26 protein-coding genes are annotated in these 25,348 nt (G+C 66.0%); 21 read left to right on the plus strand and 5 right to left on the minus strand.

Annotated features, from left to right (window positions below; all coding sequences use genetic code 11):
* Positions 1–13: 13 nt before the first annotated feature.
* Together ACZ60G_RS31650 and ACZ60G_RS31655 are read right to left on the minus strand one after the other, a co-directional pair.
* On the minus strand, positions 14–1,561 hold the full coding sequence (locus ACZ60G_RS31650; protein WP_465814757.1) for a sensor histidine kinase: 1,548 nt from the start codon (positions 1,559–1,561) through the stop codon (positions 14–16).
* Entirely contained in the window at positions 1,539–2,279 is a 741-nt protein-coding gene (locus ACZ60G_RS31655; protein ID WP_465814759.1) for a response regulator transcription factor, read from the minus strand. Before ACZ60G_RS31655 ends, ACZ60G_RS31650 begins: the two co-directional genes overlap by 23 nt.
* A gap of 174 nt (positions 2,280–2,453) precedes the next feature.
* On the opposite strand from ACZ60G_RS31655, the gene ACZ60G_RS31660 reads away from it, so the two are divergent.
* The 3 genes from ACZ60G_RS31660 to ACZ60G_RS31670 all read left to right on the plus strand — a co-directional run bounded on the left by ACZ60G_RS31660 (position 2,454) and on the right by ACZ60G_RS31670 (position 4,356).
* Positions 2,454–3,146 (plus strand): hypothetical protein, encoded by a 693-nt coding sequence (locus ACZ60G_RS31660; protein ID WP_465814761.1) that lies wholly within the window; start codon positions 2,454–2,456, stop codon positions 3,144–3,146.
* Between the two features lie 127 nt (positions 3,147–3,273).
* Positions 3,274–3,561, plus strand: a complete 288-nt coding sequence (locus tag ACZ60G_RS31665; RefSeq protein ID WP_327100760.1) for a hypothetical protein — start codon at positions 3,274–3,276, stop codon at positions 3,559–3,561.
* Positions 3,562–3,810: 249 nt separating this feature from the next.
* Positions 3,811–4,356 (plus strand): DUF2165 domain-containing protein, encoded by a 546-nt coding sequence (locus ACZ60G_RS31670; protein WP_465814764.1) that lies wholly within the window; start codon positions 3,811–3,813, stop codon positions 4,354–4,356.
* 78 nt (positions 4,357–4,434) lie between these two features.
* Here ACZ60G_RS31670 and ACZ60G_RS31675 read toward each other — a convergent pair whose 3' ends face one another.
* On the minus strand, positions 4,435–5,268 hold the full coding sequence (locus tag ACZ60G_RS31675) for a 2OG-Fe(II) oxygenase (protein WP_465814766.1): 834 nt from the start codon (positions 5,266–5,268) through the stop codon (positions 4,435–4,437).
* 83 nt (positions 5,269–5,351) lie between these two features.
* The gene (locus ACZ60G_RS31680) at positions 5,352–6,089 is read right to left on the minus strand and encodes a GntR family transcriptional regulator (protein WP_465814768.1); all 738 of its coding nucleotides are present in this window, start codon (positions 6,087–6,089) and stop codon (positions 5,352–5,354) included.
* Between the two features lie 193 nt (positions 6,090–6,282).
* On the opposite strand from ACZ60G_RS31680, the gene iolC reads away from it, so the two are divergent.
* The 10 genes from iolC (at position 6,283) to ACZ60G_RS31730 (ending at position 16,426) form a co-directional block, all read left to right on the plus strand.
* Complete coding sequence (gene iolC, locus ACZ60G_RS31685) at positions 6,283–7,248, plus strand: 5-dehydro-2-deoxygluconokinase (protein WP_465814770.1); 966 nt, start codon at positions 6,283–6,285, stop codon at positions 7,246–7,248.
* Entirely contained in the window at positions 7,245–8,207 is a 963-nt protein-coding gene (locus tag ACZ60G_RS31690) for a Cgl0159 family (beta/alpha)8-fold protein (protein ID WP_465814771.1), read from the plus strand. Before iolC ends, ACZ60G_RS31690 begins: the two co-directional genes overlap by 4 nt.
* A 5-nt stretch (positions 8,208–8,212) precedes the next feature.
* Positions 8,213–9,094 carry a 5-deoxy-glucuronate isomerase gene (gene iolB, locus ACZ60G_RS31695; protein ID WP_465814773.1) on the plus strand — a complete coding sequence of 294 codons (882 nt, stop codon included), beginning with the start codon at positions 8,213–8,215 and terminating at the stop codon, positions 9,092–9,094.
* Positions 9,095–9,308: 214 nt separating this feature from the next.
* Positions 9,309–10,409: a radical SAM protein gene (locus tag ACZ60G_RS31700; protein WP_465814775.1), complete on the plus strand. Its 1,101-nt coding sequence runs from the start codon at positions 9,309–9,311 to the stop codon at positions 10,407–10,409.
* A complete protein-coding gene (locus ACZ60G_RS31705; protein WP_465814777.1) occupies positions 10,399–11,652 on the plus strand; it encodes an ATP-grasp domain-containing protein in 1,254 nt (417 codons plus the stop codon). Before ACZ60G_RS31700 ends, ACZ60G_RS31705 begins: the two co-directional genes overlap by 11 nt.
* Entirely contained in the window at positions 11,640–12,899 is a 1,260-nt protein-coding gene (locus tag ACZ60G_RS31710) for an ATP-grasp domain-containing protein (RefSeq protein ID WP_465814779.1), read from the plus strand. Before ACZ60G_RS31705 ends, ACZ60G_RS31710 begins: the two co-directional genes overlap by 13 nt.
* A 7-nt stretch (positions 12,900–12,906) precedes the next feature.
* A complete protein-coding gene (locus ACZ60G_RS31715; protein ID WP_465814781.1) occupies positions 12,907–13,695 on the plus strand; it encodes an SDR family oxidoreductase in 789 nt (262 codons plus the stop codon).
* Positions 13,682–14,260: a histidine phosphatase family protein gene (locus tag ACZ60G_RS31720; RefSeq protein WP_465814783.1), complete on the plus strand. Its 579-nt coding sequence runs from the start codon at positions 13,682–13,684 to the stop codon at positions 14,258–14,260. Before ACZ60G_RS31715 ends, ACZ60G_RS31720 begins: the two co-directional genes overlap by 14 nt.
* Positions 14,257–15,450, plus strand: a complete 1,194-nt coding sequence (locus ACZ60G_RS31725) for an MFS transporter (protein WP_465814785.1) — start codon at positions 14,257–14,259, stop codon at positions 15,448–15,450. Before ACZ60G_RS31720 ends, ACZ60G_RS31725 begins: the two co-directional genes overlap by 4 nt.
* A 178-nt stretch (positions 15,451–15,628) precedes the next feature.
* Positions 15,629–16,426 (plus strand): CE1 family esterase, encoded by a 798-nt coding sequence (locus tag ACZ60G_RS31730; protein WP_465814787.1) that lies wholly within the window; start codon positions 15,629–15,631, stop codon positions 16,424–16,426.
* Positions 16,427–16,707: 281 nt separating this feature from the next.
* Here ACZ60G_RS31730 and ACZ60G_RS31735 read toward each other — a convergent pair whose 3' ends face one another.
* The gene (locus ACZ60G_RS31735; protein WP_465814789.1) at positions 16,708–17,484 is read right to left on the minus strand and encodes an NAD(P)H-dependent oxidoreductase; all 777 of its coding nucleotides are present in this window, start codon (positions 17,482–17,484) and stop codon (positions 16,708–16,710) included.
* Between the two features lie 141 nt (positions 17,485–17,625).
* Here ACZ60G_RS31735 and ACZ60G_RS31740 point away from each other — a divergent pair, with 141 nt between their 5' ends.
* The 8 genes from ACZ60G_RS31740 to ACZ60G_RS31775 form a co-directional block, all read left to right on the plus strand.
* The gene (locus tag ACZ60G_RS31740) at positions 17,626–18,477 is read left to right on the plus strand and encodes a helix-turn-helix transcriptional regulator (protein WP_465814791.1); all 852 of its coding nucleotides are present in this window, start codon (positions 17,626–17,628) and stop codon (positions 18,475–18,477) included.
* A 57-nt stretch (positions 18,478–18,534) separates the two neighbouring features.
* Entirely contained in the window at positions 18,535–19,383 is an 849-nt protein-coding gene (locus ACZ60G_RS31745) for a tryptophan 2,3-dioxygenase (protein WP_465814793.1), read from the plus strand.
* Between the two features lie 96 nt (positions 19,384–19,479).
* Positions 19,480–20,334 (plus strand): PaaX family transcriptional regulator, encoded by an 855-nt coding sequence (locus ACZ60G_RS31750; RefSeq protein ID WP_465814794.1) that lies wholly within the window; start codon positions 19,480–19,482, stop codon positions 20,332–20,334.
* Positions 20,335–20,471: 137 nt separating this feature from the next.
* Positions 20,472–20,936, plus strand: coding sequence for a hypothetical protein (locus tag ACZ60G_RS31755; RefSeq protein WP_465814796.1), 465 nt, complete (start codon positions 20,472–20,474; stop codon positions 20,934–20,936).
* Positions 20,937–21,079: 143 nt separating this feature from the next.
* Positions 21,080–22,525, plus strand: a complete 1,446-nt coding sequence (gndA, locus tag ACZ60G_RS31760) for an NADP-dependent phosphogluconate dehydrogenase (RefSeq protein WP_465814798.1) — start codon at positions 21,080–21,082, stop codon at positions 22,523–22,525.
* A 76-nt stretch (positions 22,526–22,601) separates the two neighbouring features.
* Positions 22,602–23,987, plus strand: a complete 1,386-nt coding sequence (locus ACZ60G_RS31765; RefSeq protein WP_465814800.1) for a hypothetical protein — start codon at positions 22,602–22,604, stop codon at positions 23,985–23,987.
* Positions 23,988–24,004: 17 nt separating this feature from the next.
* Positions 24,005–24,415 (plus strand): YbaB/EbfC family nucleoid-associated protein, encoded by a 411-nt coding sequence (locus tag ACZ60G_RS31770; protein ID WP_465814802.1) that lies wholly within the window; start codon positions 24,005–24,007, stop codon positions 24,413–24,415.
* Positions 24,416–24,524: 109 nt separating this feature from the next.
* Positions 24,525–25,348: WXG100 family type VII secretion target (locus ACZ60G_RS31775; protein ID WP_465814804.1), on the plus strand; the 824-nt coding region annotated here is incomplete at its 3' end.

Raw genomic sequence — 25,348 nt, forward strand, 5'->3', positions numbered from 1 at the left:
TGTGGCGCAGCGCTCAGTTCGTGGCGGTGGCACCGGGCAGACGCACGGTGAATTCGGTTCGGCCGGGCGCACTGTCCACGGAGATATCGCCGCCGTGCGCCTTGACCACGGCCGCGACGATCGCCAGCCCGAGACCGGTACTGCCCGCCCGCCGCGAGCGCGACGAGTCACCGCGCGCAAAACGCTGAAAAACCAACGGCTGCAAGCCTTCCGGGATGCCCGGACCGTCATCGGTCACCCGCCATACCGCTCCCCCGTCGCCGTTGAATTCCAGCGATGTGAGCACCGTGGTGCCGGGCCTGGTGTGGACACGCGCGTTGGTGAGCAGATTGGCGAGCACCTGATGCAACCTGGCCGCGTCACCGGCGGTCACCACCGGCTCGTCGGGCAGCTCGAGATCCCAGCGGTGTTCCGGACCGGCGATATGCGCGTCGCTCACCGCGTCCACCGTCAGCTGGGTCAGGTCCACCGGCTCATGCTCCAGCCCCCGTCCGGAGTCCAACCGCGCGAGCAACAGCATGTCCTCGACCAGACCCGTCATACGCCGGGATTCGGAGTCCACCCGGCCCATCGCATAGGCGACCTCACCGGGCACCTCGGCCCGTTTGCGTTGCGCCAGTTCGGCATAGCCGCGAATGGCGGCCAGCGGGGTGCGCAGTTCGTGACTGGCATCGGCGAGGAATTGCCGGACCCGGGTCTCGCTGTCGTGGCGCGCCGACAACGCGCTGGTGATGTGATCGAGCATCCGGTTCACCGCCGAACCGAGCTGCCCGACCTCGGTGCGCGGATCGGCGTCCGCGGCCGGAACCCGCACAGGCAGTATGACTTCGCCGCGATCCAGTTCCAGATCGGCCACCCGCGCGGCCGTCGCCGCGACTCGATCCAGTGGTGCGAGCGCGTGCCGGATCAGCCAGATACCGACCGTGATCGCGATGATCGACACGATCGCCGTCACGATCCCGAGGATCAGCAGAACGCGCAGCAGGGTGGCGTCGACGGCGGTCAACGGCATACCGGTGACAACGATCTCGCCCGACCACGCCGTATCCGCCACCACTCGGTAGCGGCCCTGCCCGTCGAGCGCGACGTCGACCGGCTTCCCGTTGGCCGGCACCGCGGCAAGCTGCTGTTGTGCGGTATGCGAGAGGGCACGCTGCGCCCCGTCGGCACCGATCCGGCCCGCCTTCGTGACGCTCCCCTCACCGACGATGGCGCCGATCGTGTCGGGCTGGATGCCGCGCCGGTCCAGGAAGTCCGGTCCCGGACCGGAACCCGATGGCGGCGGAGGTGGCGGTGGCGGCATCGACGGCTGGCCGCTGGGTCGTGGCCCGAGACTCGGACCGCCGCCGACATCACCGAGTGAACGCTTCTGCACATCGACCAGTTCGGTGTCCAGCTGATGCACCAGAAACTGCTGCAATGCGAATTCGGTCGCGGCGCCGATACCAAAGACCACGATCACCAGCAACAGCACCTGTCCGACCAACAGGCGGGCCCGCAGCGACCAGCGCCGCGGCTTCAGCACCCGGCGCGCCACCTCAGTTCGCGGGCTTGAGGACATATCCGGCGCCGCGCAGGGTGTGGATCATCGGTGCCCGTCCACTGTCGATCTTCTTGCGCAGATACGAGACATAAAGCTCGACGATGTTGGACCGGCCGCCGAAGTCGTAACTCCACACCCGGTCCAGGATCTGAGCCTTGCTCAGCACCCGCTTGGGATTGCGCATGAAGAAACGCAGCAATTCGAATTCGGTGGAGGTCAGCACGATCAGCTCACCGGCCCGGGTGACCTCGTGACTGTCCTCGTCGAGTACCAGATCGCCGACCACCAGCTGTGCGCCGCTGTCCTCGGTGGCAACGCCGGTGCGGCGCAGCAGCGAACGCAGCCGCAGCACCACCTCTTCGATGCTGAAGGGTTTGGTGACGTAGTCGTCGCCGCCCGCGGTCAGCCCGGCGATGCGGTCCTCGACCGAATCCTTGGCGGTCAGCAAGAGCACCGGCAGGTACGGCAACTGTGCGCGCAGCTTGCCCAGCACCTCGAGCCCAGTCATATCCGGCAGCATCACATCGAGCACCACCACATCCGGGCGGACCTCGCGTGCCTTCGCGACGGCCGTTCGACCATCGCCCGCGGTGCTGACCTCCCACCCCTCATACCGCAGGGCCATCGACATCATGTCGGCCAGCACGGGCTCGTCGTCGACGACCAGCACGGTGATGGCGCTGCCGTCGGCGCGGCGCATGACAACTCGTTCGGCCGGCCCGTTCCCGGCGCTCATCGCGGACATCGTCCGACCATGACCGCGAACGCTGGGGGGTAGCTGTGCCGAAACTATGTGTCAGCTGTGAGCGTGCACCCAGCGGATCCAGAACCAACGCACAGCCGACGCCAAGGTAGGCGGACCAAGGTCGGATCCGAGCATTTCATACGGCCCGCACCCGCAAGGAGCACCATGAGCCAACCCACTCAACAGCCGCCATCGGAACCCGACACGGTCTGGGGCGCACCACAGCCCGCGCAGGCGGGCACCTGGTCCACCAAGAAGACCCTGGCCGCGGTCGGGATCGCTGGAGCGATCGCCGCAGCGGGCGGCGGTGTCATCTATGCGGCATCGTCGTCCGATTCGAATAACAGCCAAGGTCCGGGCGGTCCCGGTGGCATCGGAATGTCGATGAACGGCGCGTCGGGCCGGTCCGGTCAAGCGGGCGGCCCCGGTTCCGGCACCATGATTCCCGCTGCGCTACACGGGGAGTTCGTCGTCGCCGACGGCAATGGCGGTTACACCACCGAGCTCACCCAGACCGGCACCGTCACCGCCGTGGGCGCGACCTCCATCACCGCCACCAGCAGCGACAACTACACCCAGACCTACACCATCTCCGGCACGACGAGCGCGTCGACGGTGAAAGCCGGGGATACGGTCAGCATTCGCGCCACCAAGACCGATGGCGCCGCCACCGTGACCTCGATCACCGCAGGCAATGCGACCGCACCGGGCGGTATGAGTGGCGGTCCGGGTGCAATGAATGGCGGACCGGGGCAGATGAGCGGCGGACCCGGCCAGGCGGGCGGTGGGCCCGGCCGGCTGGGCGACGGCACGTCCGGGACCGGCCGGGGCGATGGGCAGAGCCGAACCGGCAACTGATCGGTTCACAGCTGGCACTTAACTTCCGCCAACGATGGACAAATGTTGGGGCTCAACGATTCTCGGGGTCGGCCCGGAGAAGCGGGCCGACGGTTTCGGATCTGATCCGACAACAGGAGGAACGCAGATGAGTTTCACATCGAAGCTGGCAGTGACCGCGGCGGCCGGTGCCGTCGCGCTCGGCATGCTCGGCATCGGAGCCGGTGCGGCGAGCGCCGACGGACCCCAGGGACCGGTGCCCGGACAGCAATGCCAGCCTCCTGGCGATCACCCGCAGGGCCCGCCGCCCGGTGACCATCCGGATGGCCCGCCGCCCGGCGACCACCAAGGCCCGCCCCCCGGCGATCACCCGGATGGCCCGCCGCCCGGCGATCACCCGCAGGGCCCGCCGCCGCAGTGCCAGCCCGGTCAGTAATCCGCTGCGGCCCGACACATCCCGATAACATCAGCGCGGCGGTGGACTCGATAGTCCGCCGTCGCGCTTTGTCGCGGCGCGCTGCGATGCGTCTGCCGCATCAGCGCGGGCAGTCGACGATGTGGCGAACCCCCTTGCGAAGCAAAGCATTTCGAATCACGCATATTGAAGTATGATGGCCCGGGCTGTCGGTTCGACGCAGCATGCGGCAGTCTCGAATCTTGTGCCAGATCAACCGAGGTGGCGGATATGGGTCTGAGTGGTAAGCGGTTCCTGGATGTGGCCGGGAGCCGGGATACGGCCGTGACGGTGCTGGCATCGATCACCGCGTTGTACTACCTGATCGTCGCGGTCACCAACTGCATCGACACCGATACCAACCGGCGCGGTGTGCAGGCGGTGCTGTCGATGCAAGCCACGATCCACCACTCCGGTGTCGACTGGCATGCCATCACCAACAGCACGGTCGTCCTTATCGCCTACATCCTTATCGTGACCTGGGAGTATCTGACCGGCTTCGTGCTGCTCGCGGGGGCGGCGACCGGCTGGTGGGCACTGTTCGGCCGGAACTCCGCCAGGACCGTGCTGGCCGCGAAGTTGTCGAGTCTCGGCTGGACCATGGCTGTGCTGCTTTTCGCGGGCGGCTTCCTCACCATCGGCGGCGAGTGGTTCCGGATGTGGGCGAACAAACAAGTGAACGCCACGTCGGCGGCGCTGCAGAACTTCCTCCTCGCCGCCGTCGGACTCATCCTCGTGCACATGGCGAGCCGCTCCGAAACCCGAGAGCAGCCGTAACAGAAGACGTTTCATCCAGGTGCAGAAGTGCACGTGCCGCTCGGTGAGTCGTGCGGAACGCGGTCAGCGTTTCGCACCTCAGCCAGAGTAAGGGTAGCGGCGCATCCACTTGGTCATGATCCATTTTTCGCCGGCGAGGACCGGCGCTCCGGCGTGCCTTGTCTTCGGGTCGACTTGTCCGAGGTTATTGAAGTATCGGAAATAGACTGCTTGGCCTTTGCGCGGGAAAATCGAAATACCTGCCTCCGGAAAGACGGTGTCACCGCCGCCTTCGACGTCATTGAGATAGACCACGAGAGTCGCCGTCCGCTGACCACCGCGAGCGATATGAGCGGCGTGGCCGGGTTGGTCCGGCGGAAAGTAATCGAAGTGGGGACGGTACTCGCCGCCGACCCGGTACCGCAGAATTTGCAGCCCCTCACCGTTTTCCATCGGCCAGTTCATCAGGGCGGAGATCCGCCGATCGAGCCGGTCGATCAAAGGGTTCTCGGACAACTGAAAATACGTGCCTTCGCTGGAGCGATTCCTAATTGTCTCCAAACGCCCGGTGTCGGGATCGACGATCGTGGACCGCTGCAATTTACCTTCGGACAACTCGATCACCTGATCACATTCCTCGGCGGAGAGCACATTGCCGAACAGAATCAGCTGCGGCCGTTCCAGCCGCAACATCGAGTAGATCGAGCGGTCGTGAGCATGAATAATTCGATCGGGCGAAACGGGACAGGTGTCGTATTCGTAGCCCGAGGAGCCTGAAATCTCTCCCGCCAGCAAAGTGTGCACCGCCGCGGAGGCCACATCCTTGTCGAAACCACCCCTGATCATCGATTCGACTATCGATTCGACTGAACAACCCCGTGCGAGGTTTTCGGCTAGCCAGTTCCGCCACGAAGCATCCATCGCCATCGTCATATGGTCAGAGTTTATGCTCCGGTAACAGCAGGTCGACTTTCCAGTGCTGGGAATTAGGTTACCGAAGTTGCCTGCTCAGCAGGTCAGCGACTCAGCACCGTGGTATCGAAGAAATGCCGCGACGCCCGGTAGACATGCCTGCCCATTTCGATCGGACGCCCGGAATCATCGAAGGCGACCCGCTGCATGGTCAGCAGCGGCGCGTTCGTGCGCTCGTCCAGCAGCCGCGCCTCGGCCCTGGTCGCACCGCGCGCACCGATCCGCTGGCGCGCGAGCGCGATGTGAATTCCCTTGGCCCGCAGGCATTCATAGAATCCGTGCAGTTCGAGCTGGTCGGGCGCGGGTGCGAATTCGGCAGGCACGTAATTGGTCATGACGGCCAGCGGCTCACTCCCGGCACGGCGCAGCCTGCGGAAGGTCACGAAGCGGGCGTCCTCGGGCACGCCGAGTTCCTTGGCGATATCGGGATCCGGAGCGCCGAGCTGATAGTCGAGCAATTCGGTGGTCGGTTCCTGACCCGCAGTGACCAGATCGTCGTACAGACTGGTCAATTCGACCGGCCGACGCACCTGGTTCTGCACCACCTGAGTGCCCACCCCGCGCCTGCGCAGCAAAAGTCCCTTGTCGACCAGCGCCTGGATTGCCTGCCGTGTGGTCGGCCGCGACAGATTGAGCCGTTTCGCCAGGTCGAGCTCGTTCTCGAGGCGATCCCCCGGGGCGAGCCGACCTTCCAGGATCGCGTTCTGGATGCCCTGTGCCAGTTGGAAATACAGCGGGACCGGGCTCGAGCGGTCGATCGCGACATCCAGTGGCGCGGGCATCGTCGGCTCCTCGGGGCGAGCGGGCGCAGGTGAGCGCCATTTCTTCCACTGTAAATCACACCGAGCAGTTCTTGTTGCTATGTCCGTAAGTAAGTATGTCCTGACAAAGTCTTGACAACCCGGTATGACGGGCGCACAGTCTGGATACGCGGCTACGCCCGTCCCCCCGAGGACCGAACCCTGGAGTCAGCCTGTGAACGCTCAATTCGAGGTCGTGTCGACCGGTCGGGTCGGCGTCGACATCTATCCGCTTCAATCCGGAGTGGGGCTGGAAGATGTCGACACCTTCGGCAAGTTCCTCGGTGGCAGTGCCGCCAATGTCGCGGTCGCGGCGGCGCGGCTCGGTCGGCGCACCGCGCTGTGGTCCGGCGTCGGCGCCGATCCCTTCGGCCGATATGTGCGGCGCGAACTGGTCCGGCTCGGCGTATCCGATGCCCTCGTGCAGACCACCGATCGCCTGCCGACCCCGGTGACCTTCTGCGAGATCTTCCCGCCGGACGATTTCCCGCTGTACTTCTACCGCGAACCCAGCGCGCCCGACCTGCAGATCACCGGTGGCCAAGTGGATCCCGACATCATCCGCGGTGCAGGCGTGTACTGGTCGACTGTCACCGGCCTGTCCCAAGAGCCTTCTCGTGCAGCGCATTTCGATGCGTGGTCGATCCGGGAACGGCGGCCGCTCACCGTACTCGATCTGGACTACCGGCCGATGTTCTGGGCCGACGAGGAACAGGCCCGCGCACAGGTACGCGACGCGCTGCCCCAGGTCACGGTGGCGGTCGGTAACCGTGAGGAGTGCCGCATCGCCGTCGACGAGACCGATCCGTATCGGGCCGCCGATGCACTGTTGGATCTGGGTGTCGAACTGGCCGTCGTCAAACAGGGGCCGGATGGGGTGCTCGGCAAGACCCGCCACGAATCCGTCGTGGTGCCCCCGGCCACCGTCGAGGTGCGCAACGGCCTCGGCGCGGGCGATGCCTTCGGCGGCAGCCTGTGTCACGGCCTGCTGGCCGGATGGGAGCTGGAGACCGTCCTGCGCCGCGCCAATGCCGCCGGGGCCATTGTGGCCGCCCGGCTCGAATGCTCCACCGCCATGCCGACCAGCGCCGAAATCGACGATCTCGTCGCGCTGTCATTGATTGGAAAGGCCCGGAAATGAAGGTGGCGTCGCGCAGCGATTCGACGAGGGGTGGTGACAGGGAGACGAGCAGGCCCGAATCGACCTCGGCACCCGTGCAACTGCGGTCCTATGCCGAGCTGACCGAGTTGCGTGCGGCCGATCCCGGCGCCATCGCCAGAGCCTTCGCCACGCGGACCCGTCGCGGTCTGGTGCGCGGCGACGGCCGGTTGATGATCATCGCCGCCGACCACCCGGCCCGCGGCGCACTGGCGGCGTCCGGCAACCCCTACGCGATGAACAGCCGCAGGGAACTGCTGGACCGGCTGGTCACGGCATTGGCCCGGCCGGGCGTGGACGGTGTGCTCGGCACCGCGGACATCATCGAGGATCTGCTGCTGCTCGGCGCGCTCGAGGACAAGGTCGTCTTCAGCTCCATGAACCGCGGTGGCATCGCGGGCGCGGATTTCGAACTCGACGACCGGATGACCGGATATACCGCGCGGGCGACCGCCGCGGCCGGACTCAACGGCGCGAAGATGCTCAACCGGTTCGATCTCACCGATCCGGGCACGCTGTCGATGATGACCGCGAGCGCCGTCGCCATCGATGAGCTCGCCGCGCTCGGTTTGGCCGCGATGCTCGAGCCGTTCATATCGCATCGGCCCGATGGGCCGGGGACCAAGGTGGTCAACGATCTGTCACCGGATGCGGTCATCAAGAGTGTGCATCTGGCGCAGGGATTGGGCTCCACTTCGGCCTATACCTGGTTGAAGCTGCCCGTCGTCGCGGAGATGGAGCGAGTCATGGATGCCACCACCCTGCCCACCCTGCTGCTCGGCGGCGATCCGCAGACCGGCCCGGACGAAACCTACGCGCGCTGGGCGAAAGCCCTTGCACTGCCGGGTGTTCGGGGCCTCATTGTCGGCCGTGCGCTGCTCTATCCGCCGGATGACGATGTCGCGGGCGCGGTCGATACGGCCGTATCGCTGGTGCGGTGATCGCGGTGCACAGCAAGCATTACGTGCCCGCCGCCCGCACCTACCGCGCGCCGTACACGGTGGCGCTCACCCAGGAGGCGGCCGAGTGGGATCACGCGAGCCTGCACGTCATCGAGCTCGCGCCGGGGCAATCGCATCGCACGCACAGCCATGCCGATGAGATCGTGGTGGTTCCGCTGTCCGGTTCGTGCACCGTGGCCAGTGCCGGCGAGTCCTTCGAATTAGCTGGACGCGATGACGTTTTCGACGGCCCGACCGATTTCGCCTACATCGGACGCGATAGCGCCTACACCGTAACCAGTACCGACGGTGGGCGATTCGCGCTCGGTGGCGCCCGTGCCCAGCAGCAGCTGCCGTTCCGCTATGTGCCCGCCGCCGAGGTGGTCGTGGAGTTGCGCGGTGCGGGCAATTGCAGTCGCCAGGTGCACAATTTCGCGACCGCGGACACCTTCGAGGCCGATTCGATCATCGCCTGCGAGGTGATCACCCCGGGCGGGAACTGGTCGTCGTATCCGGCGCACAAACACGATGAGCTCTCCGCTACCGAGACGCCGCTCGAGGAGATCTACTACTTCGAATTCGCCCGTGGCGCAGACGATTCGCCGGGCTTCGGGTTCCACCGTGTGTACGGGACCGTCGAGCGGCCGATCGATGTGCTCGAGGAGGTCCGCGACGGCGATGTGGTGCTGGTGCCGCACGGCTACCACGGCCCGTCCATCGCCGCACCCGGCTATCACATGTACTACCTGAACATTATGGCCGGTCCCGGACCGGAGCGGGCCTGGCGGATCAGCGACGACCCGGCGCACACGTGGCTGCGCGGCACCTGGACCGATATGGCGATCGATCCGCGACTTCCCCTGAACGCCGAGCAGACTCCGCAGTAGGTCGATCGACCACACCGAATCGCGACACCCTCTGTACCCGATTTCTCAGTGCGGGGAAGCTCCGTCATCGGGCCGATGACGGACAATCTCTCCTGGCTCGAAGTGGGCCTGCTTTCCTTGCACCCCAATGCTTTTGCGAGTCACTGCAACAATGAGCGGCCCGTCTGTGGGGCGCAGCGACTGCGAAATCGACTCCAGCAGAGGAGATATCGTGATGGCCAGCGAGCGGGACCCGCTTCCGGATAGATACCGCAAGTTCCGGGTCGAGAACTTCCCGCAGACCGACTTGGCCGGTTACCTTCCCGTCGACGGCGTAGAAGTCAAATTTCTCGACGGCTGTAATCGGTCGTGCATCTTCTGTGTGAACGAGGATTACATCGGGAAACGCTTGAATCCGTTGGACGCTGGGCGCTTCGCGCGGTCGCTGTTCGACTGGATCGATTCGCCCACCGAGCCGGAACGGCCCGAGGCGGTCTACGGCACCGGCGGTGAGCCCTTGATGGCACTGGATCTGGTCGAGGAGGTCTTTCGCCCGCTGGGCGAACGCGGCATCACCACGCGCCTGGTGACCAACGGCACGTTGCTGAACGAGAAGCGGATCGCCCGACTGGTCGATATGAAGTTGTCCGGGGTGAAGGTCACCTACAACACGGCCGATGCCGCGCGGCTCGCGACCCTGATGAAGGGTTCGAAATCCGATGACGCCGAACTGATCCTGCGTAATATCCGGCTGGCCAAGGCGGCCGGCCTGTGGGTGTTCATCCGAATCGGGCTCGGCAAGCACAACTTCGACGAGGCACCGAAGATCTATCGCATCATGCGCGATATCGGCGTCGATGTCGTGCAGATCAAGCCCTGGATTCCGTCCGGACTCGCGGCGACCAATCAGACCGAGCTGAGCCTGAGCCCCTCGGTACTGTTCGATCGGTTCACCGGCATCATGGAAGAGCTCTACGACGAAATCCAGCAGCCCGGCGGTCCGGAGGTGACCGTCTCCTGCTATCCGCCCGCACGGAACCTCGGATTCACGGTCAAGGATTGCGCCAATGTGGCCAAGATCTACTGTGAGCCCTGCGGCCATGCGCTCGTATGCAATTTCTCCGACGAATACCTGGGCAGCTGGTTTCCCGAGGACGGTGGCCTGCTCGCGTGCGTGCAGCGTCGCCGCGAGTTGTATCCGCGGATTATGGACACCCACGGTGTCGCGTCGTGCCCGGCCCGGCTGAACTGGTCGTCCCCGACCGGGGTGGTGAACCCCGCGCCCGAGTGGAAACCGGCAACACTGTTGCCACTGGCTGTCGTCAATGCCGAATGAGTCTGCGCCGCAGCGGATCTTGCTGCTCTCGCGCAAACCGCTCATCGAGCGCCCGCTGCACGAGTGGCTCGCGGAGGTCGTGACCGACACCGTTCTCCTCACCGTGCCCGGGGCGTTGGCGGATATCGGCGCGGACGTGCGCGACCGGTTTCGCGAATGCCGGACCGTACCGGATTACCAATCGTGGTTTACGGAGTGGACGGCCGAATGTGCAGCGCGCGAACACCGAATCAATCTCGTCGCCAGTTCGAGTGAGGACGATGTGCTGCGCAGTGCACGGCTGCGTGGTCGGCTCGGATTGCCAGGGCAGACACTGGAATCCGCACACGCCTACCGCGACAAGCTGATCATGAAGGATACGGCGGCGGGGGCCGGAGTGGCTGTCCCCCGGCGGCAGGCCATCGATCGGCCTACCGACCTGATCGAGTTCGTCGAGGAAGCCGGATTGCCGGTCGTGGTGAAGCCGCGTCGCGGCTCCGCGTCCATCGGGGTGCGCATCCTGCGCAACGGCGGCGATGTCACCGCATTCCTGGCATCGGGCGAATTGCCCGCGGCACCACAGCGTTGCGGGCGGTGGATTGCCGAGGAATACGTCGACGGCGACTTTTTCCATGTGGACGGCATTATCGCGGGCGGGGCGGTGGTGCACTGCTGGCCGAGCCAGTACAGCAGCGGCAATGCCGAAGCGGCGCAAAGGGAGTCCGAGCTGTCGAGTGTTCTGCTCGCACCCGACGACCCGAGAACGGAGCTGCTGCAGAGCTTTGCCACCGATGTCCATCGCGCACTGCCGAGTCCCGCATTTCCGACGAGTTTCCATCTGGAGGCGTGGATACCGGCGCACGGCAAGCCCGTGCTCTGTGAGGTCGCCTCGCGAACCGGCGGTGCACTTATCGCCCGCATCTATCGGGAAGCGTTCGGGGTGCATCTGTCCCGGGAGAATCTGCGCGGGCAGTGCGGACTCGGCCTCGAACTGACGCAGCAACCCGCAGCGCCGCAATGCGCCGGTGGCTGGGTGCTCTTCCCACCCGGACACGGCCGATTCCAGCCGGCCCCTGGTGCCTGCCCGGTTGCCGGGACGGAGGTCGAGTTGCATATGCCCGCGGGCACACTCGCACACGGACCCGAGTACGCCGCACATTCGGCGGCGGCGGTCGCGGTGCGTGCCGACACCGCCGAACAAGTGCGCGAGCGGATCCGGGAGACGACGCGCTGGTGGGCCGAGGAGGTTCGGTGGCTGAATTGATCCGCGAGCGTCCGCGCCGGGTGGCGGTGCTGTCGAAGAAAGCGCTGACAACGCATCGCTATGATCGCTGGCTTTCGAAATTCGGTATCCGGACAAGCCTTTTCGCAGAGGACACGCCCGCAAGTCGCACCTTTCTCGCTGGAACACACCAATACTCGACCTCGAGCCTCTTTCCGGATTGGAAGCGCAACCGGGCTGTCGACCAAGCGGTGGCCGCCGCGCATGGCGAACAGCCCTTCGACCGGATCGTCGCGCTGAGCGAATGTGATCTCGTCCGTGCTGCCGAACTGCGCGCCCACCTCGATATTCCGGGTCAGAGCCTGGCATCTGCCACCGCGTTCCGGAACAAGTTCGTCATGAAATCGCTGGCGGGCCGCACCGGGCTGCGTGTTCCGGAGCACCGGCTCGTCGACTCGGTTTCCACTCTGATGGACTTCGCGGACAACCACCCCAACGGTGTAGTGGTCAAACCGGTCGACGGGTCGGGCTCGGTCGGCGTGATCGAGCTGTACAACCGAACCGAGATCGAGTCCTGGGCGCATGCCCGCGCCTTGTCGTGTGACGACCCCACCGACTACCTCGTCGAGGAACGAGTTGCGGCGCCGATGCTTTCGGTGGACGGATTGATGCGAGCCGGACAGGTCGAGGCCGTTATGGTCGGGACCTACACACGGACTTGCCTGCACTCGCTGGTCGAGCTGGCGCCGCATGGCATTCTGCTGCTCGACGCCGACGATCCGCGCGTCGCGGCGGCCCGTGATTACCTCACCCGGCTGCTGCGCGCACTGCCCGCCCCGGAGGAGACCATGAGTTTTCATTGCGAGCTCTTCGATCACCCTCAACGGGGCCCGATGCTCTGTGAGATCGCTTGCCGCACCGGTGGCGGCAATCTGAACCTGATCGCCGGCGATGCGCTCGGTATCGATCTGGAACAGGCTTCCTGTCTCGGACAGGCCGGCCTCGACGTGCCGGTCGAGCGCACGATGCCCGAATCCGGCCGTTGCTATGGAGATCTCGTGGTGCCGCGGTCGCCGCGATCGCTCCCCCATGGCCTGCACTGCGATCTGCCCGGGGTCCTGCGCTTCCACCGGGATGATCGACCCGGGCGGGCCGCGAAGGTGTCGGACTATGCGGTCGATGCGCTGCTGGCGGGCGACGACCATATCGGTGTGCGACGGGTGTACGACTCTGTCGTCGCGTGGCTGGACGAGCACCTGTCAGCCGAGTCCGCGACGGGACGGTGCTGACCCCGCGATGGATCTCGGACTGGCCGGACGCGCCTATTACGTCACGGGCGGCAGCCGCGGCATCGGACGGGCGGTGGTGTCGCTGCTGCTCGCCGAGGGCGCGGCGGTCGCGACCTGTGCCAGAGACACCGCGGCGCTGGAGCAGATGCGGGCCGCCCTACCACCTGAGCACGCCGACCGGTTGCAGACGCACACCGCCGACGTACGGGATGCGGCGGCGCTCGAACAGGCCGTCGGACAGGCGCTCGAACGATTCGGACGGCTCGACGGAGTGCTGGCCAATGCGGGAGCCGGGGTCTCCGGCGGTGTGCTGAGGACACCGGAACCGGAGTGGCACAACCAATTCCAGGTGAAGGTGGGATCGGTGCTGAACCTGGTCACTGCGGCGCTGCCCGCGCTGTGCGATTCGGATGCCGGACGGGTGGTGGTCGTCAACGGTGTCACCGCGCACGCGCCCGATCCGGGCATGGCCGCCGTCAGCGCGACGCGCGCCGCCGTGGCCAATCTGACCCGCTCACTCGCTGTCGAACTGGCACCGTCCGGGGTCCTCGTCAATGCGATCAGCCTCGGTGCGATAGCGACCGACCGTCAGCACACCCGATACCTGGCGGCCGGGACAGCCGAGCCATTCGAGCAGTGGTGCGCGGACGAGGCGAGCCGCCGGGGCATCCTGCTGGGGCGCTTCGGAACACCGCAGGAGGTGGCTCCTGTTGCGGCACTGCTACTTTCGCCGATCTGCTCCTATGTGACCGGCAGTTCCATCGATGTCTCGGGCGGCTCCGGTGGCCGCACCTGACTGGGAGATCGTCATAGCCAGGCACGGCCCGACCGAGTGGTCACGGGCGGGGCGATTCAGCGGTCATACCGACATCCCCCTGTCAGCGGAGGGGCGGACCCGCGCGGCCGAACTCGGCCGGGCACTGCGTCGACCGCTCCCGGAACGCATCCTCAGCAGCGACCTGGCTCGGGCACGACAAACCGCTACATCGATCGCCCTGGCTGCCGGGCTCGACCCGGACGAGATCACGATCAGCAGCGGGCTGCGCGAAGAATCGCTCGGTTCATGGGAAGGTCGCACCCGGGCGCAAATCGCGAGCACCAACCGGGATGGGTTCGCCCGCTGGCTGTCCGGCGATATCGGCGTATTCGACGGCCGGGAAGGGCTGGCGGCAGTGGCGCGGCGGGCCGTCCCCGTGCTGCTCGACCAATGCGCCGGGCGGCCCCGGAGCACAGGTCGGCTGGTCGTGGTCACCCACGCGAATACGGCAGTGGCGCTCATCGGCGCACTCGCCGATATTCCGCTTGGTCAATGGGCCGATTTGCCGTGTCCCGGACCCGCGCAAGCCATGGTCCTGTGGTGAGCGGGTCCGCCCGGGCACTGGCCTGCGCGGTGCTGATCACCGCCATCGGCAACGGCCTGTACCTCGCCGGTGCTGTGCTCTTTCTGACCCGCTCGGTCGGGCTGAGCGGAACCGACGTGGGATTCGGACTGACCATCGCGGGTGTGACCGGACTAGGTGCGGGACCGGTGGTCGGCCACCTCGCCGATCGCTTCGGTGTGCGCGAGATCTACCTGCTCACGCTGACCGCCGAGGCACTGGCCACCGGCAGCCTCGTCCTGGTCCACAGCTTTGCGATGTTCGTAGTCGTCGCGGCCACGGTCGGCATTGCCGAGCAGAGCAGTAGAGCGGTGCGTGGCGCGCTGATCGCACGGATAGGCGGGGATGGGCGAGCGCGTCTGCGCGGCTATCTGCGATCCGTCACCAATATCGGCGTGGCTTTGGGTGCCGCCGGTGCGGGTTTGGCCATCCGATTCGATACGCGCACCGCGTATTCGGTGCTGATTCTCGTCGATGCCGCCAGTTTCCTGCTCACCGCGCTGGTCATCGCTCGTATGCCACGACAGCCCCCGCTGCCTCGGCCCGACCACGACCATACTGTGCGCCCCGGCAGGTTGGACCTGCCGTTCCTGGCCGTCACCGGGTTATACGGCGTGCTGTCGCTGCAGTATGCGGTGCTCACCGTCGCGCTGCCGCTGTGGATCCTCACCCACACCACCGCTTCGGCCTGGCTGGTCTCGCCGCTGCTGCTGACGAACACACTGCTCGTCGTCGGCCTCCAGGTCCGAGCGGGCCGTCGCGTCGATTCCATCGCCGACGCAATCACGATCACCCGCCAGGCTGCCGTCCTGCTGACGCTGGGCTGCCTGCTGTTCTGCGTCAGCGCCACAGGCTCGCCGGTATTCGCCATGCTGGTGTTGACGCTCGCGGCAATAGTGCACACATTGGGCGAGATCGCCCACGCCGCAGGCGAATTCGAACTCGGTTTCGCGCTGGCACCGGATCATGCACAAGGCCGCTATCAGGGGATCTTCGGCATGGGAACCGGCGTCTTCATCGCCGCTGCCCCAGCTCTGCTCAGTGTGCTCTGCATCGACCGTGGCCAGGCCGGATGGGTTCTGCTCGGCGGCATATTCCTGACCGCTGGACTCTGCATTGGACCGATCGCGCGCTGGGCGCAGCGCAGCGCCGCACATCTTGTCGATGCATGAAACGAGCAGTGCGACCTGTACCGCCCAGCACGGCGAATGGCTGCCGTGGCGCGATCGGTGGCTTCAGGTGCCGCCGCAGCCGATGATGTGCGGACGCAGCGGCATCCATCGAACTGAATACGGCTCCGGGACAAACTCCTCACCTGGCCGAGGTGAGAGCGGTGGTATACCTCGGCTGGTGAGCGATGAGTTGGTGACCGGTGAGTTGGCCGTTGACGGGCTTGCGCGCAGCTTTGCCGTGCGTCCGCCGCGTGGACGGAATGCACCGCTGGTGTTGGTGCTGCACGGCAATCACTCGGGTAGCGCGCGGACGTACACCAGGCCGATCATGTACGACTGGACCAGTTTTGCTGCCCATGCCGACGAATGGGGCATCGCCGTCGCATATCCCGACGGTCATGGTGGCTGCTGGGCCGATGGGCGCGGTGTCACAGCGGCCGACGAGGCCGGGGTGGACGACGTGTCGTTTCTGCACGCGGTAATCGATTGGTGCGCCGACCGGTTCGGCACCGCACCGGATCGGACACTTGTCGCCGGTATATCCAACGGCGCGTTCATGTCGCATCGATTCGCATTGGAAGCCGCCGATCGAGTGCCGGTACTCGCCGCGGTCGCCGGCGGCTTCCCGGCGGCATTGCTGGATATGCGGCCCACCCATGCGGTATCGGCGATGCTCATCAACGGTGACGCCGACCCGATTCAATCGATCGCCGGCGGCCACTCGCGCCGCCAGGGAGTGAACGGCGAACCTCGCGGCCGCACACTGGGATTGATCGAAACCGCACGTCACTGGCAGGCTCTCGATCGCTGCTGGCACGACGGCGGCACGATCACGACCGAGCACTCGGGCCGGCACACGATGACCGGCGGCGTCGGCGGGACGCAGGTCACGGCATGGACGGTATTCGGCGGCGGCCACACCTGGCCGGGCACGCCCGTCCCCGCCGAATGGGCCGACTCCCCGGCGCGGCCGTAACCACGGAATTCGATGCCGCAGAACAGATCTACCACTTCGCCCACCCCCTCCTGACCCCACCAGCAAACCGCAAGCTCTGACCCAACGGCGTGACCACCCGGCGAGAATGCGCTGACGGAGGGGCACTCTCGACATATGCCGCCACCGATACATGGTGATCGGTTGTCCAGTACTGGTTCAGGAGATTGCATCGCGTCGTGTCATGCGACACCGTGCAGCGGCGCCGCGCACGTTTTCGCTTCGGTTACGTGCGCGGCGTGAACTCAGCATTGGCCCTTGGATCAGGCACGAACATGTAGTCCGAACCCCATGCGGCCCTTGCCTTCCAGACCTTCGCGCAGGCGCAGGGCGGGCATTTCGTAGTCGCCGCCGTTCTGGGTGCGGAAGGCGATCGGGTCGGTCTGTTCGATCGACAGTAGGCGCTGCTCCCACACCTTGGCGGTGTCGGTGAAGTCTTCGGGCGAGAAGCGATCCACGCTGTAAGTCACGAACGGCGGCAGGACGTCCATGCCGGGGTAGTAGAGGATGCCGTGCTGGATCGGGAAGAGCAGGTCATCGATGGGGCCGTTGATGCCGCGGTCGGTGTAGTGCGGTTCGCGGCCACCGATCGTCACCGACAGCATGGCCCGCTTGCCCGCGAGGGTGCCCTCGCCGTAGCGGTCCCCATAGCGGGTGTCGCTGTGTTCGCCTACGCCATAGGCGAAGTGGAAGGTGAAGACCCGGTCGAACCAACCCTTGAGAATTGCGGGCATCGAGTACCACCACAGTGGGAATTGGAAGATCACGGTATCGGCCCAGCGCAGTTTCTCCTGCTCCGCCGCGATATCGGCGGTGAGTGTCCCGGTGTCGTATGCGCGGCCGGAGTCCGCGGCGACCCGCAGTGGGCCGCTCGTCCCACCGAAATCGTCGGCGTCGACCGTCGACTTCCATCGCATCGCGTACAGGTCGCTGACCTGTACCTCGTGCCCGGCTTCGCGCAGGGTGGTCACCGCGATGTCCTTCAGTGCGCCGTTGAGCGACCGCGTTTCGGGGTGGGCGTGCACGATGAGTGTCCGCATTTGCTGCTCCTTCGGATCGGATGTGTTCGATCTTCGCCAGGCGGTGCGGCCTCCGTTCAGGGACGCTTCTTCCATCGGACGGGACTTCCTGGTATCAGCAGGACCACCCTTGTCCCGCGAAGCCGTGGCAATACTGGAGGGATGGACGAGCTCAGCGACTTCCTGCGCACGCGGCGGTCCCGGGTGGATCCCGGATCCGTCGGCATCCCGACCGATTCGCGCCGTCGGGTGGCCGGATTGCGCCGGGAGGAGGTCGCGCATCTGTCCGGGGTGAGCGTCGACTACTACGTGCGTTTGGAGCAGGGGCGAGCTCGGCAGCCGTCCGCGCAGGTCCTCGATGCGCTGGCTCGCGTGCTCGGCCTCGACGAGGTGGAGTGCGAGCATCTGCACCGGCTGGCCCGCCGCCGACAGCGTCCGGCGAAGTCGGCACCGAATGTCCGCATCCGCCCGGAGTTGCGGCGGGTGCTGAATCTGATCCCCGATGCGCCAGCTCTCATCCTCGATCACCGTCTCGACGTGGTCGCGGGCAACCGACTCGCGGAACTGCTGTACGGACACAGCCCGATGAAGGGCTTGAATATCGCCCGGCAAATCTTCCTGCACGACGACGGCCGCTCGCTCTACGCCGAATGGGATCTATGTACCCGCGATACCGTCGGCCACCTGCGCCTGGCTGCGGGCAAGTATCCGGACGATCCCAAATTGTCGGCCCTGATCGGCGAACTCGCCGTGCACAGCGATCGCTTCCGCAAACTGTGGGCCCGCGCCGATGTCCGCTCCCGCACCCATGGCCGCAAATCCTTCGTCCATCCCCTGGTCGGCACCCTGGACCTACACCAGGAAAACTTCGCCCTACCCGAGGAAACCGGCACCGAACTCGTCGTCCTGTCCGCCGAACCCGGCACCGAATCCCATGACAACCTGCGCCTGCTGGCGAGCCTCGGCGCCACGGATGCCGGAGTTACACCTGACCGCCATATGACACAACCCTAGCGAGCGTCACATTCATGTAATACGGTGAATCGGGGGCCATAGGAGAACGGGCCGCTGATGACCAGCCGACGCGACGCACTCGAACGCGACATCGTCACCGATTTCAGCTCTCGCATGAGCTACGGCGCGTACCTGGACCTCGACACCTTGCTGCGCGCACAGCATCCGGTCAGCCGACCCGAGCAGCACGATGAGCTGCTGTTCATCATTCAGCACCAGACCACCGAGCTGTGGCTGAAGCTGGTACTGCACGAATTGCGCGCCGCGCGTGCGGCTTTCGATGCCGACGACACCGGCATCGCCCTCAAATGCATTGCGCGGGTGAAACATATCCAGAAGACGCTGACCGAGCAGTGGTCCGTGCTCGCGACGTTGACGCCCACCGAATACGCGCAGTTCCGCAGTTTTCTGGGGAGCTCATCCGGGTTCCAGTCGTACCAGTACCGTGCCATCGAATTCATCCTCGGCAATAAGAATGCGGCCGTACTTCGAGTGTTCGAATCCGATCCCGAGGCGCACGAAATGCTGGCCACGCTCTTGCCGGAGCCGACCCTCTACGACGCATTCTGGCGGCATCTCGCCCGCACCGGACTGGAGGTGCCGGGCTCGACGCTGGAACGCGATGTCAGCGAGGCCCACACGCTCGACCCCGAATTGCTCGCCCTGGTGCAGTCGATTTACGAAGCGCCGGAAGAACATTGGTCGGTGTACGAGACGTTCGAGGAGCTGGTGGACCTGGAGGAGAATTTCCAGTTGTGGCGGTTCCGCCATCTGCGCACAGTGCTGCGCGTCATCGGAAGACGTAGCGGGACAGGCGGATCCAGCGGTGCCGGATTTCTACAACGCGCACTCGAGCACACCTACTTCCCGGAACTGTTCGCCGTCCGCACCTGGACCGGACACTGAGCGAATCGGCGGATATCCCGAACGAGCCGAGTCGAATCGCCGCTCGACACCCGACCTCGACCTCGACCTCGACCTCGAAGGAATACCCGGCACGCGATGACCACTGACCAACAGCCGCTCGCAGCCGCAGTGCTCGACGACTTCGATGCACGGCCGGGCAGCGCGACCTCGCTCACCCGCACAGTGCTCGGCGCTTATATCCGCGACCTCAGAGGCTGGATCGCGGTGGCCGATTTCACCGAACTGCTTGCCGTGCTCGGAATTCCGGCACCGAGCACGCGCACGGCGATCACACGCCTGAAGAGCAAAGGCGTGCTGTACGCCGAAACCCGCAGCAGGCGTGCGGGTTACGCACTGACCGACGCCGCGCTGGCCATGTTCGCCCGCGGCGACCTGCGGATCTTCGGATTCCGCCAGATGACCTCGGACGATGCGTGGCGGCTGCTGTCCTACGCCATCCCGGAGTCCGAACGCGCCGCGCGCCACCAGCTTCGGCGACGACTGTCCGCGATCGGCTGCGGCACCATCTCGGCAGGTCTGTGGATCTACCCGGAGTACCTCGCGGCCGAGGCAGCCGACATCGTCACGGCCCTGGATCTCGACAACTATGTGACCTCGTTTCGCGCGACCGACCCCACCGTGCCCGGCACCCTGCGCGAGGCCGCCGCGCAATGGTGGGATCTCGACGAGCTCGCGGCCAGACACCGAACCTTCTACGGAAATCACTGCGGAATCCTCGACCTGGACGACACCAGCGACCGAAATGCCTTCGCACACTTCACGCTGATGCTCGACGAGTGGCGGACCATCCCCTACCTCGATCCGGGATTGCCCGACGAAATGCTGCCCCACGATTGGCCCGGACCAGCCAGCGTACAACTGTTCGCCGAGGCCCGACGGCGCTATCTTGGGCCCAGCCGACGATGGATACGAGCGTCCATCGTCCGATGAGGAGTCGAAGAGTTTGGGGCAGCGCGTGAGGATCGAGCAGCATCCGGGAAGCGAACCGACCTCATAGCCGCGGCCCTGCGCGAAACTTCGAGTTGTACCCGATGGCATTCTGAAATCGATAACTGATCGGAGCAAGAATGAAGGCAATTCACTTGGCCGGAGCTGCGGTCGCCGTGGCGACGGTTTCACTGGCGAGCGGCGGTGTCGCCTCGGCCGCCGATCTCGACCCCGCGCCGTATCTGGTAGGTGACACGGTCTATTTCAGCTACGGCAATATGGCGAGCTGCTCGATGCACCCCAACGGTGATGTCGGCTGCGATATCCAGCCCGGCACAGCACGCTGGTTCGGCATTGTGCCGGTCACCGACTTGGCCATCGACCTGCCGTTCCTGCCGGCGCATCCGACATTCGGCCAGCACGGTACTGCAGGCAGCCCGAGCTTGGCCCTCGATCCGGCGACCCCTTCCAACCCATATCCCGGCAATGCCACCATCAGCTATGGCGGAGCCACGTGTATCGGCTCCGGTGCGCGTGCCGAACTCCGCTGTCAGTCCAAGGGCCACAGCTCCGCGTTCGGCTTCGGCGGTACCGAGGTCAGCTGAGCCGGACCACCTGGCACCGTTCTACTGACCGCTCTGATCCTGACCTGGTAGCGGATGCTGGCGCGAACACCATCGAAAGGCGCAATGGCACTAGGGCTAGGCTGCTTCTGAAGGTGACGACACCGAACGGAGAGGGCTGATATATGGCGTCCGCAACAGCATCCGCACAGATCGGGGTTACCGGCCTGGCGGTCATGGGCAGCAATATCGCCCGGAACTTCGCCAAGCACGGCTACACGGTGGCACTGCACAACCGCAGCATCGCCAAGACCGACGCACTGCTTGCCGAACACGGCGGCGACGGCAACTTCGTGCGCACCGAAACGATCGAAGAGTTCGTCGCGGCCCTGGAGAAGCCGCGCCGGGTGCTGATCATGGTCAAGGCGGGCGATCCGACCGACGCCGTCATCGAGGAACTCGCCGCGGCGATGGAGCCCGGCGACATCATCATCGACGGCGGAAACGCGCTCTACACCGACACCATTCGCCGCGAGGCCGCCATGAAGGCGCGCGGGTTGAATTTCGTCGGCGCGGGCATCTCCGGTGGTGAGGAGGGCGCGCTCAACGGGCCGGCGATCATGCCGGGCGGCCCCAAGGAATCCTACGAATCCCTCGGTCCACTGCTGGAATCCATCGCGGCGCAGGTGGACGGCACACCTTGCTGCACGCATATCGGCCCCGACGGCTCCGGGCATTTCGTCAAGATGGTGCACAACGGCATCGAATACGCCGACATGCAGCTGATCGGCGAGGCCTACCACCTGTTCCGCGACGCGCTCGGCTTCGACGCCAAGCAGATCGCCGACGTGTTCACGCAGTGGAACTCCGGCGAACTCGAGAGCTACCTCGTCGAGATCACCGCCGAGGTGCTCAACCAGGTCGACGCGAAGACGGGGCAGCCGCTGGTCGATGTCATCGTCGATGCGGCCGAGCAGAAGGGCACCGGTCGCTGGACCGTGAAGTCCGCACTCGATCTGGGTATCCCGGTCACCGGCATCGCCGAGGCGGTTTTCGCGCGGGCGCTGTCGGGCTCGCGTGCGCAGCGCAAGGCCGCGGTCGGTCTGGCCGCGGGCAAGCTCGGCGAAAAGCCCACGGACGTCGCGCAATTCACCGAGGACATTCGCCAAGCGCTCTACGCGTCGAAGATCGTCGCGTACGCCCAGGGCTTCGATCAGATCGCCGCGGGCAGTGCCGAATACAACTGGAACCTGCGTCCCGGCGACATGGCCACCATCTGGCGCGGCGGCTGCATCATCCGGGCCCGGTTCCTGAACCGGATCAAAGAGGCATACGACCAGAACCCGGAACTGCCGAGCCTGATCCTCGCGCCGTATTTCCGTGAGGCGATCGAGACGGCCATCAACAGCTGGCGCCGCGTGGTCGCCACCGCCACCCTGCTCGGCATCCCGGTGCCCGCGTTCGCCTCCTCGCTCTCTTATTACGACGCCCTGCGCGCCGAACGCCTGCCCGCCGCCCTCACCCAGGGTCAGCGCGACTTCTTCGGCGCGCACACCTACGAGCGCATCGATGCGCCGGGCAAGTACCACACGCTGTGGAGCGGCGATCGCAGCGAGGTTTCGGCCGACTGATTCGAGCGCCGTCCCAGCTCTGGGAAGACCCCAAAATTAGGGGCCGGATGTACCGCGCTCGCATGAGGAGGACTGTTTGGCGGACGAACCACGCGAATCAGCCGCCGAACAGCGGTTCGCCGATGCGCTGAAAGCGCTCGGACCGACGGGCTGGCAGCAAGCGGATGCGGTGTTCGCGGTCACGGTGGCGGGGGAAGTCGGGCAGCTCGCGTACTCCGTCGGCGACCAGGTGGTTCCGTTATCGCCTCCGGAGTCGGTCCTCGCGTTGGTCCGGGAACTGCGCACGCTCGCGGCTCGATCCAATGGCGGGCCGTGGTGGCGCATGCTGGTCGTGCTGGCCGAATCCGGCGAGATAGATATCGATTACGACTATGGCGAACAGCCGTTCCCGCCCGGACAACTGTTCGCTCCGGAGGCGTATCGCGCCGACCTCGAGGCGTATCCGCGTGCCCAGGTTCCGGTGTGGATGGGCGCTTACATCGGCCACGGCGACCGCCAACGTCGCACACCGCAACAGGCAGCTGCCCAGGCCCGCGCAAATCGATCCGGCCAGGTATGGGCGACACTGGCGGAATACGAATTTCCCCCGTTCCCGCAGATGTGGGCGCGCTGGGCGACGATCGCCGCGGCCTTCGTCGCCGCTCGGTCGGAGCACGGTCCGCGGATGGAGCCGTGGACGGGAGTGTTCGAGGGCGCGGCATTGCACGGGTCGACGCTGCACGCGCTCCCGGCTGGGCGGGCCGTGCTCTCGGGCGGAGTGTGGAATGCCCCGACCCTGGACGCGGTCTACAACGGCGGCGAGCCGATGCCGGATCTCTATGCAGGTGCACCGGATTGGGTGGCCGATCCGGTGCTCGACCCGCGCTCCGCGTCGGGTCTGCTGTCGTTCTGCTATTGGTGGGAGGCCGGGCGCTGGTACCGCGGGGCGTCGCCGTCGGCGGAGGAGTGCGCCGTGGCGGTCCCCGGGGTGTGGACCAGGGAAACGGTACTGGGGATCGTCGCTGAACTGCTCGGCGCGGAGCCGAATCCTGGTGCGCGCGAAGCAATTCCCGCGCTGCTGGCCGCGGCTGAGGGCGGTAGGGTCACGCGCCGGGAACTGGTCGAGGTGTTCGGCGAGGACGGCCGGTTCGATATCGACGGTGCGCTCTATCAATACTCGCTGGCCGGATTGGCGCCACCGACGCCGGAGCCGATGCACGCCGCGGAGGCGATCTCCCGTGTGCGCGATTACATCACCGGGCGCGTCCTGGACACCACGGGATATCCGCTCGAACAGTTGGTCGCCGAACGATTCCGCGTCGGTTGGATGGTGCATGTGCCCGTACCCACCGGGATGGTCGCGACCGATCGGGCGATCTTCTATATCGGCGACGACAGTGTGCTGGAGCAGTCGTCGTCGTCCATCGATCCGCCGGTCTATATCGCCGACTTCGAACGCCGATACGCCGAACGCCACGGCTGAGAACCGAAGAGGAAGTCATGGACCGTTGGGAACGAGAAGGGCTGCGCTCGGCCAACTTCGGGATACGCAATCAGGTCGAGAACATTCTCGACGCACTCGCCGAGCAGCGCGCCAACCGGGCCGAGGTCCAGCGAAAGTTGGACACCGCACGGAGTTCCGCGACCTCGGCGGATGGTTTGGTGGAGGTAACCGTCGACAGATTCGGCGTCCTCGTCGACGTGCGGTTCACCGCGGACGCCGCGCATAGCACCGCCGAACAGTTGGGCCGATCGGTCACCGAGGCCGGGCGCGAGGCGGCCCGGCGGGTGCGGGAGCAGACCGCACAAATGCTGGCCCCGGTTGCCGCGGCCATCCACGCCATGCCCGACCTGCCCGATCTGGTGCTCGGGGCCCCGAGCCTGCGTGAGCCGGAGCGGCGCGACGAGTAGCCCGCACCTATTCCCAACAATGAGAAGTCATGGTGCGGCCGCAGTAAGATTCTTCGCCAGGCAATCGCCTGCTCGGTTTCGCTGGTGAGGGTTGAAGGGTGACCGGGTTATGGGCCAGTCGTTGCATATCGATCCGGACCGCGTCCATGCGCTCGTCACCGAACTCGCCGCAGTTGCCGAATCCGCACATCAAGATCTGGCCGACCTGAAGAACGCACTGGCCCGTGCGGGCAAGCCATGGGGTGACGACGAGCCGGGGCGAATGGTCGGCGACACCTATGAGCCGCAGGCGCAGAAGGGGCTCGAGGGATACCAGAACCTGGTCGACAATCTGCACGGGTTGAGCAAGGGCGTCAGCGAGGTCGGCGACGCACTCCACGACCAGGACCAGGACAGCGGGCAACAGATCCGCAGCACCGGGTCGAATCAGCCGGTGTCCGTCGTGCCGGATACGACGTGGCGCGGTACCAATACCCCCCGAACCAGTTCGCCCGCAACCGATTCCGGGGCGAACTCGGACAACGGGGACGCGGCACCGACACAGCCGCGCGGTACGACTCCCACCGCATCCGCCCAGCCGAACGCTACCCCGAGCGCCTACCCGCGATCGGAGCCCACCGGCTACAACCCGATCAGCACACCCATATCCGCCGGTCCGCAGCCCGTATACCCGGATTCAAGCACACCGCCGATCGAATCGGACACCGCGCCGCAGCCTGCGGCCGAAAGCTCGGCCGCGGCCAACGAAGACGGGGCGTCACCGCCGAGCGCGGATGATTCGATCCCAGCGACGCCAGGCGCGGCGTCGCCCGCCGCAGCGGCGCCACCGCGGACCGGTGATCCCGGGGTCGCCGAGAAGCCCGCGGGCACGCCATGGTCGCGAACGCCGGGGGCGGCTTTCCCTTCGATTCAGTCGGGCACCCCCTGGTCGAG

Source organism: Nocardia sp. NPDC102475, from assembly GCF_055584605.1.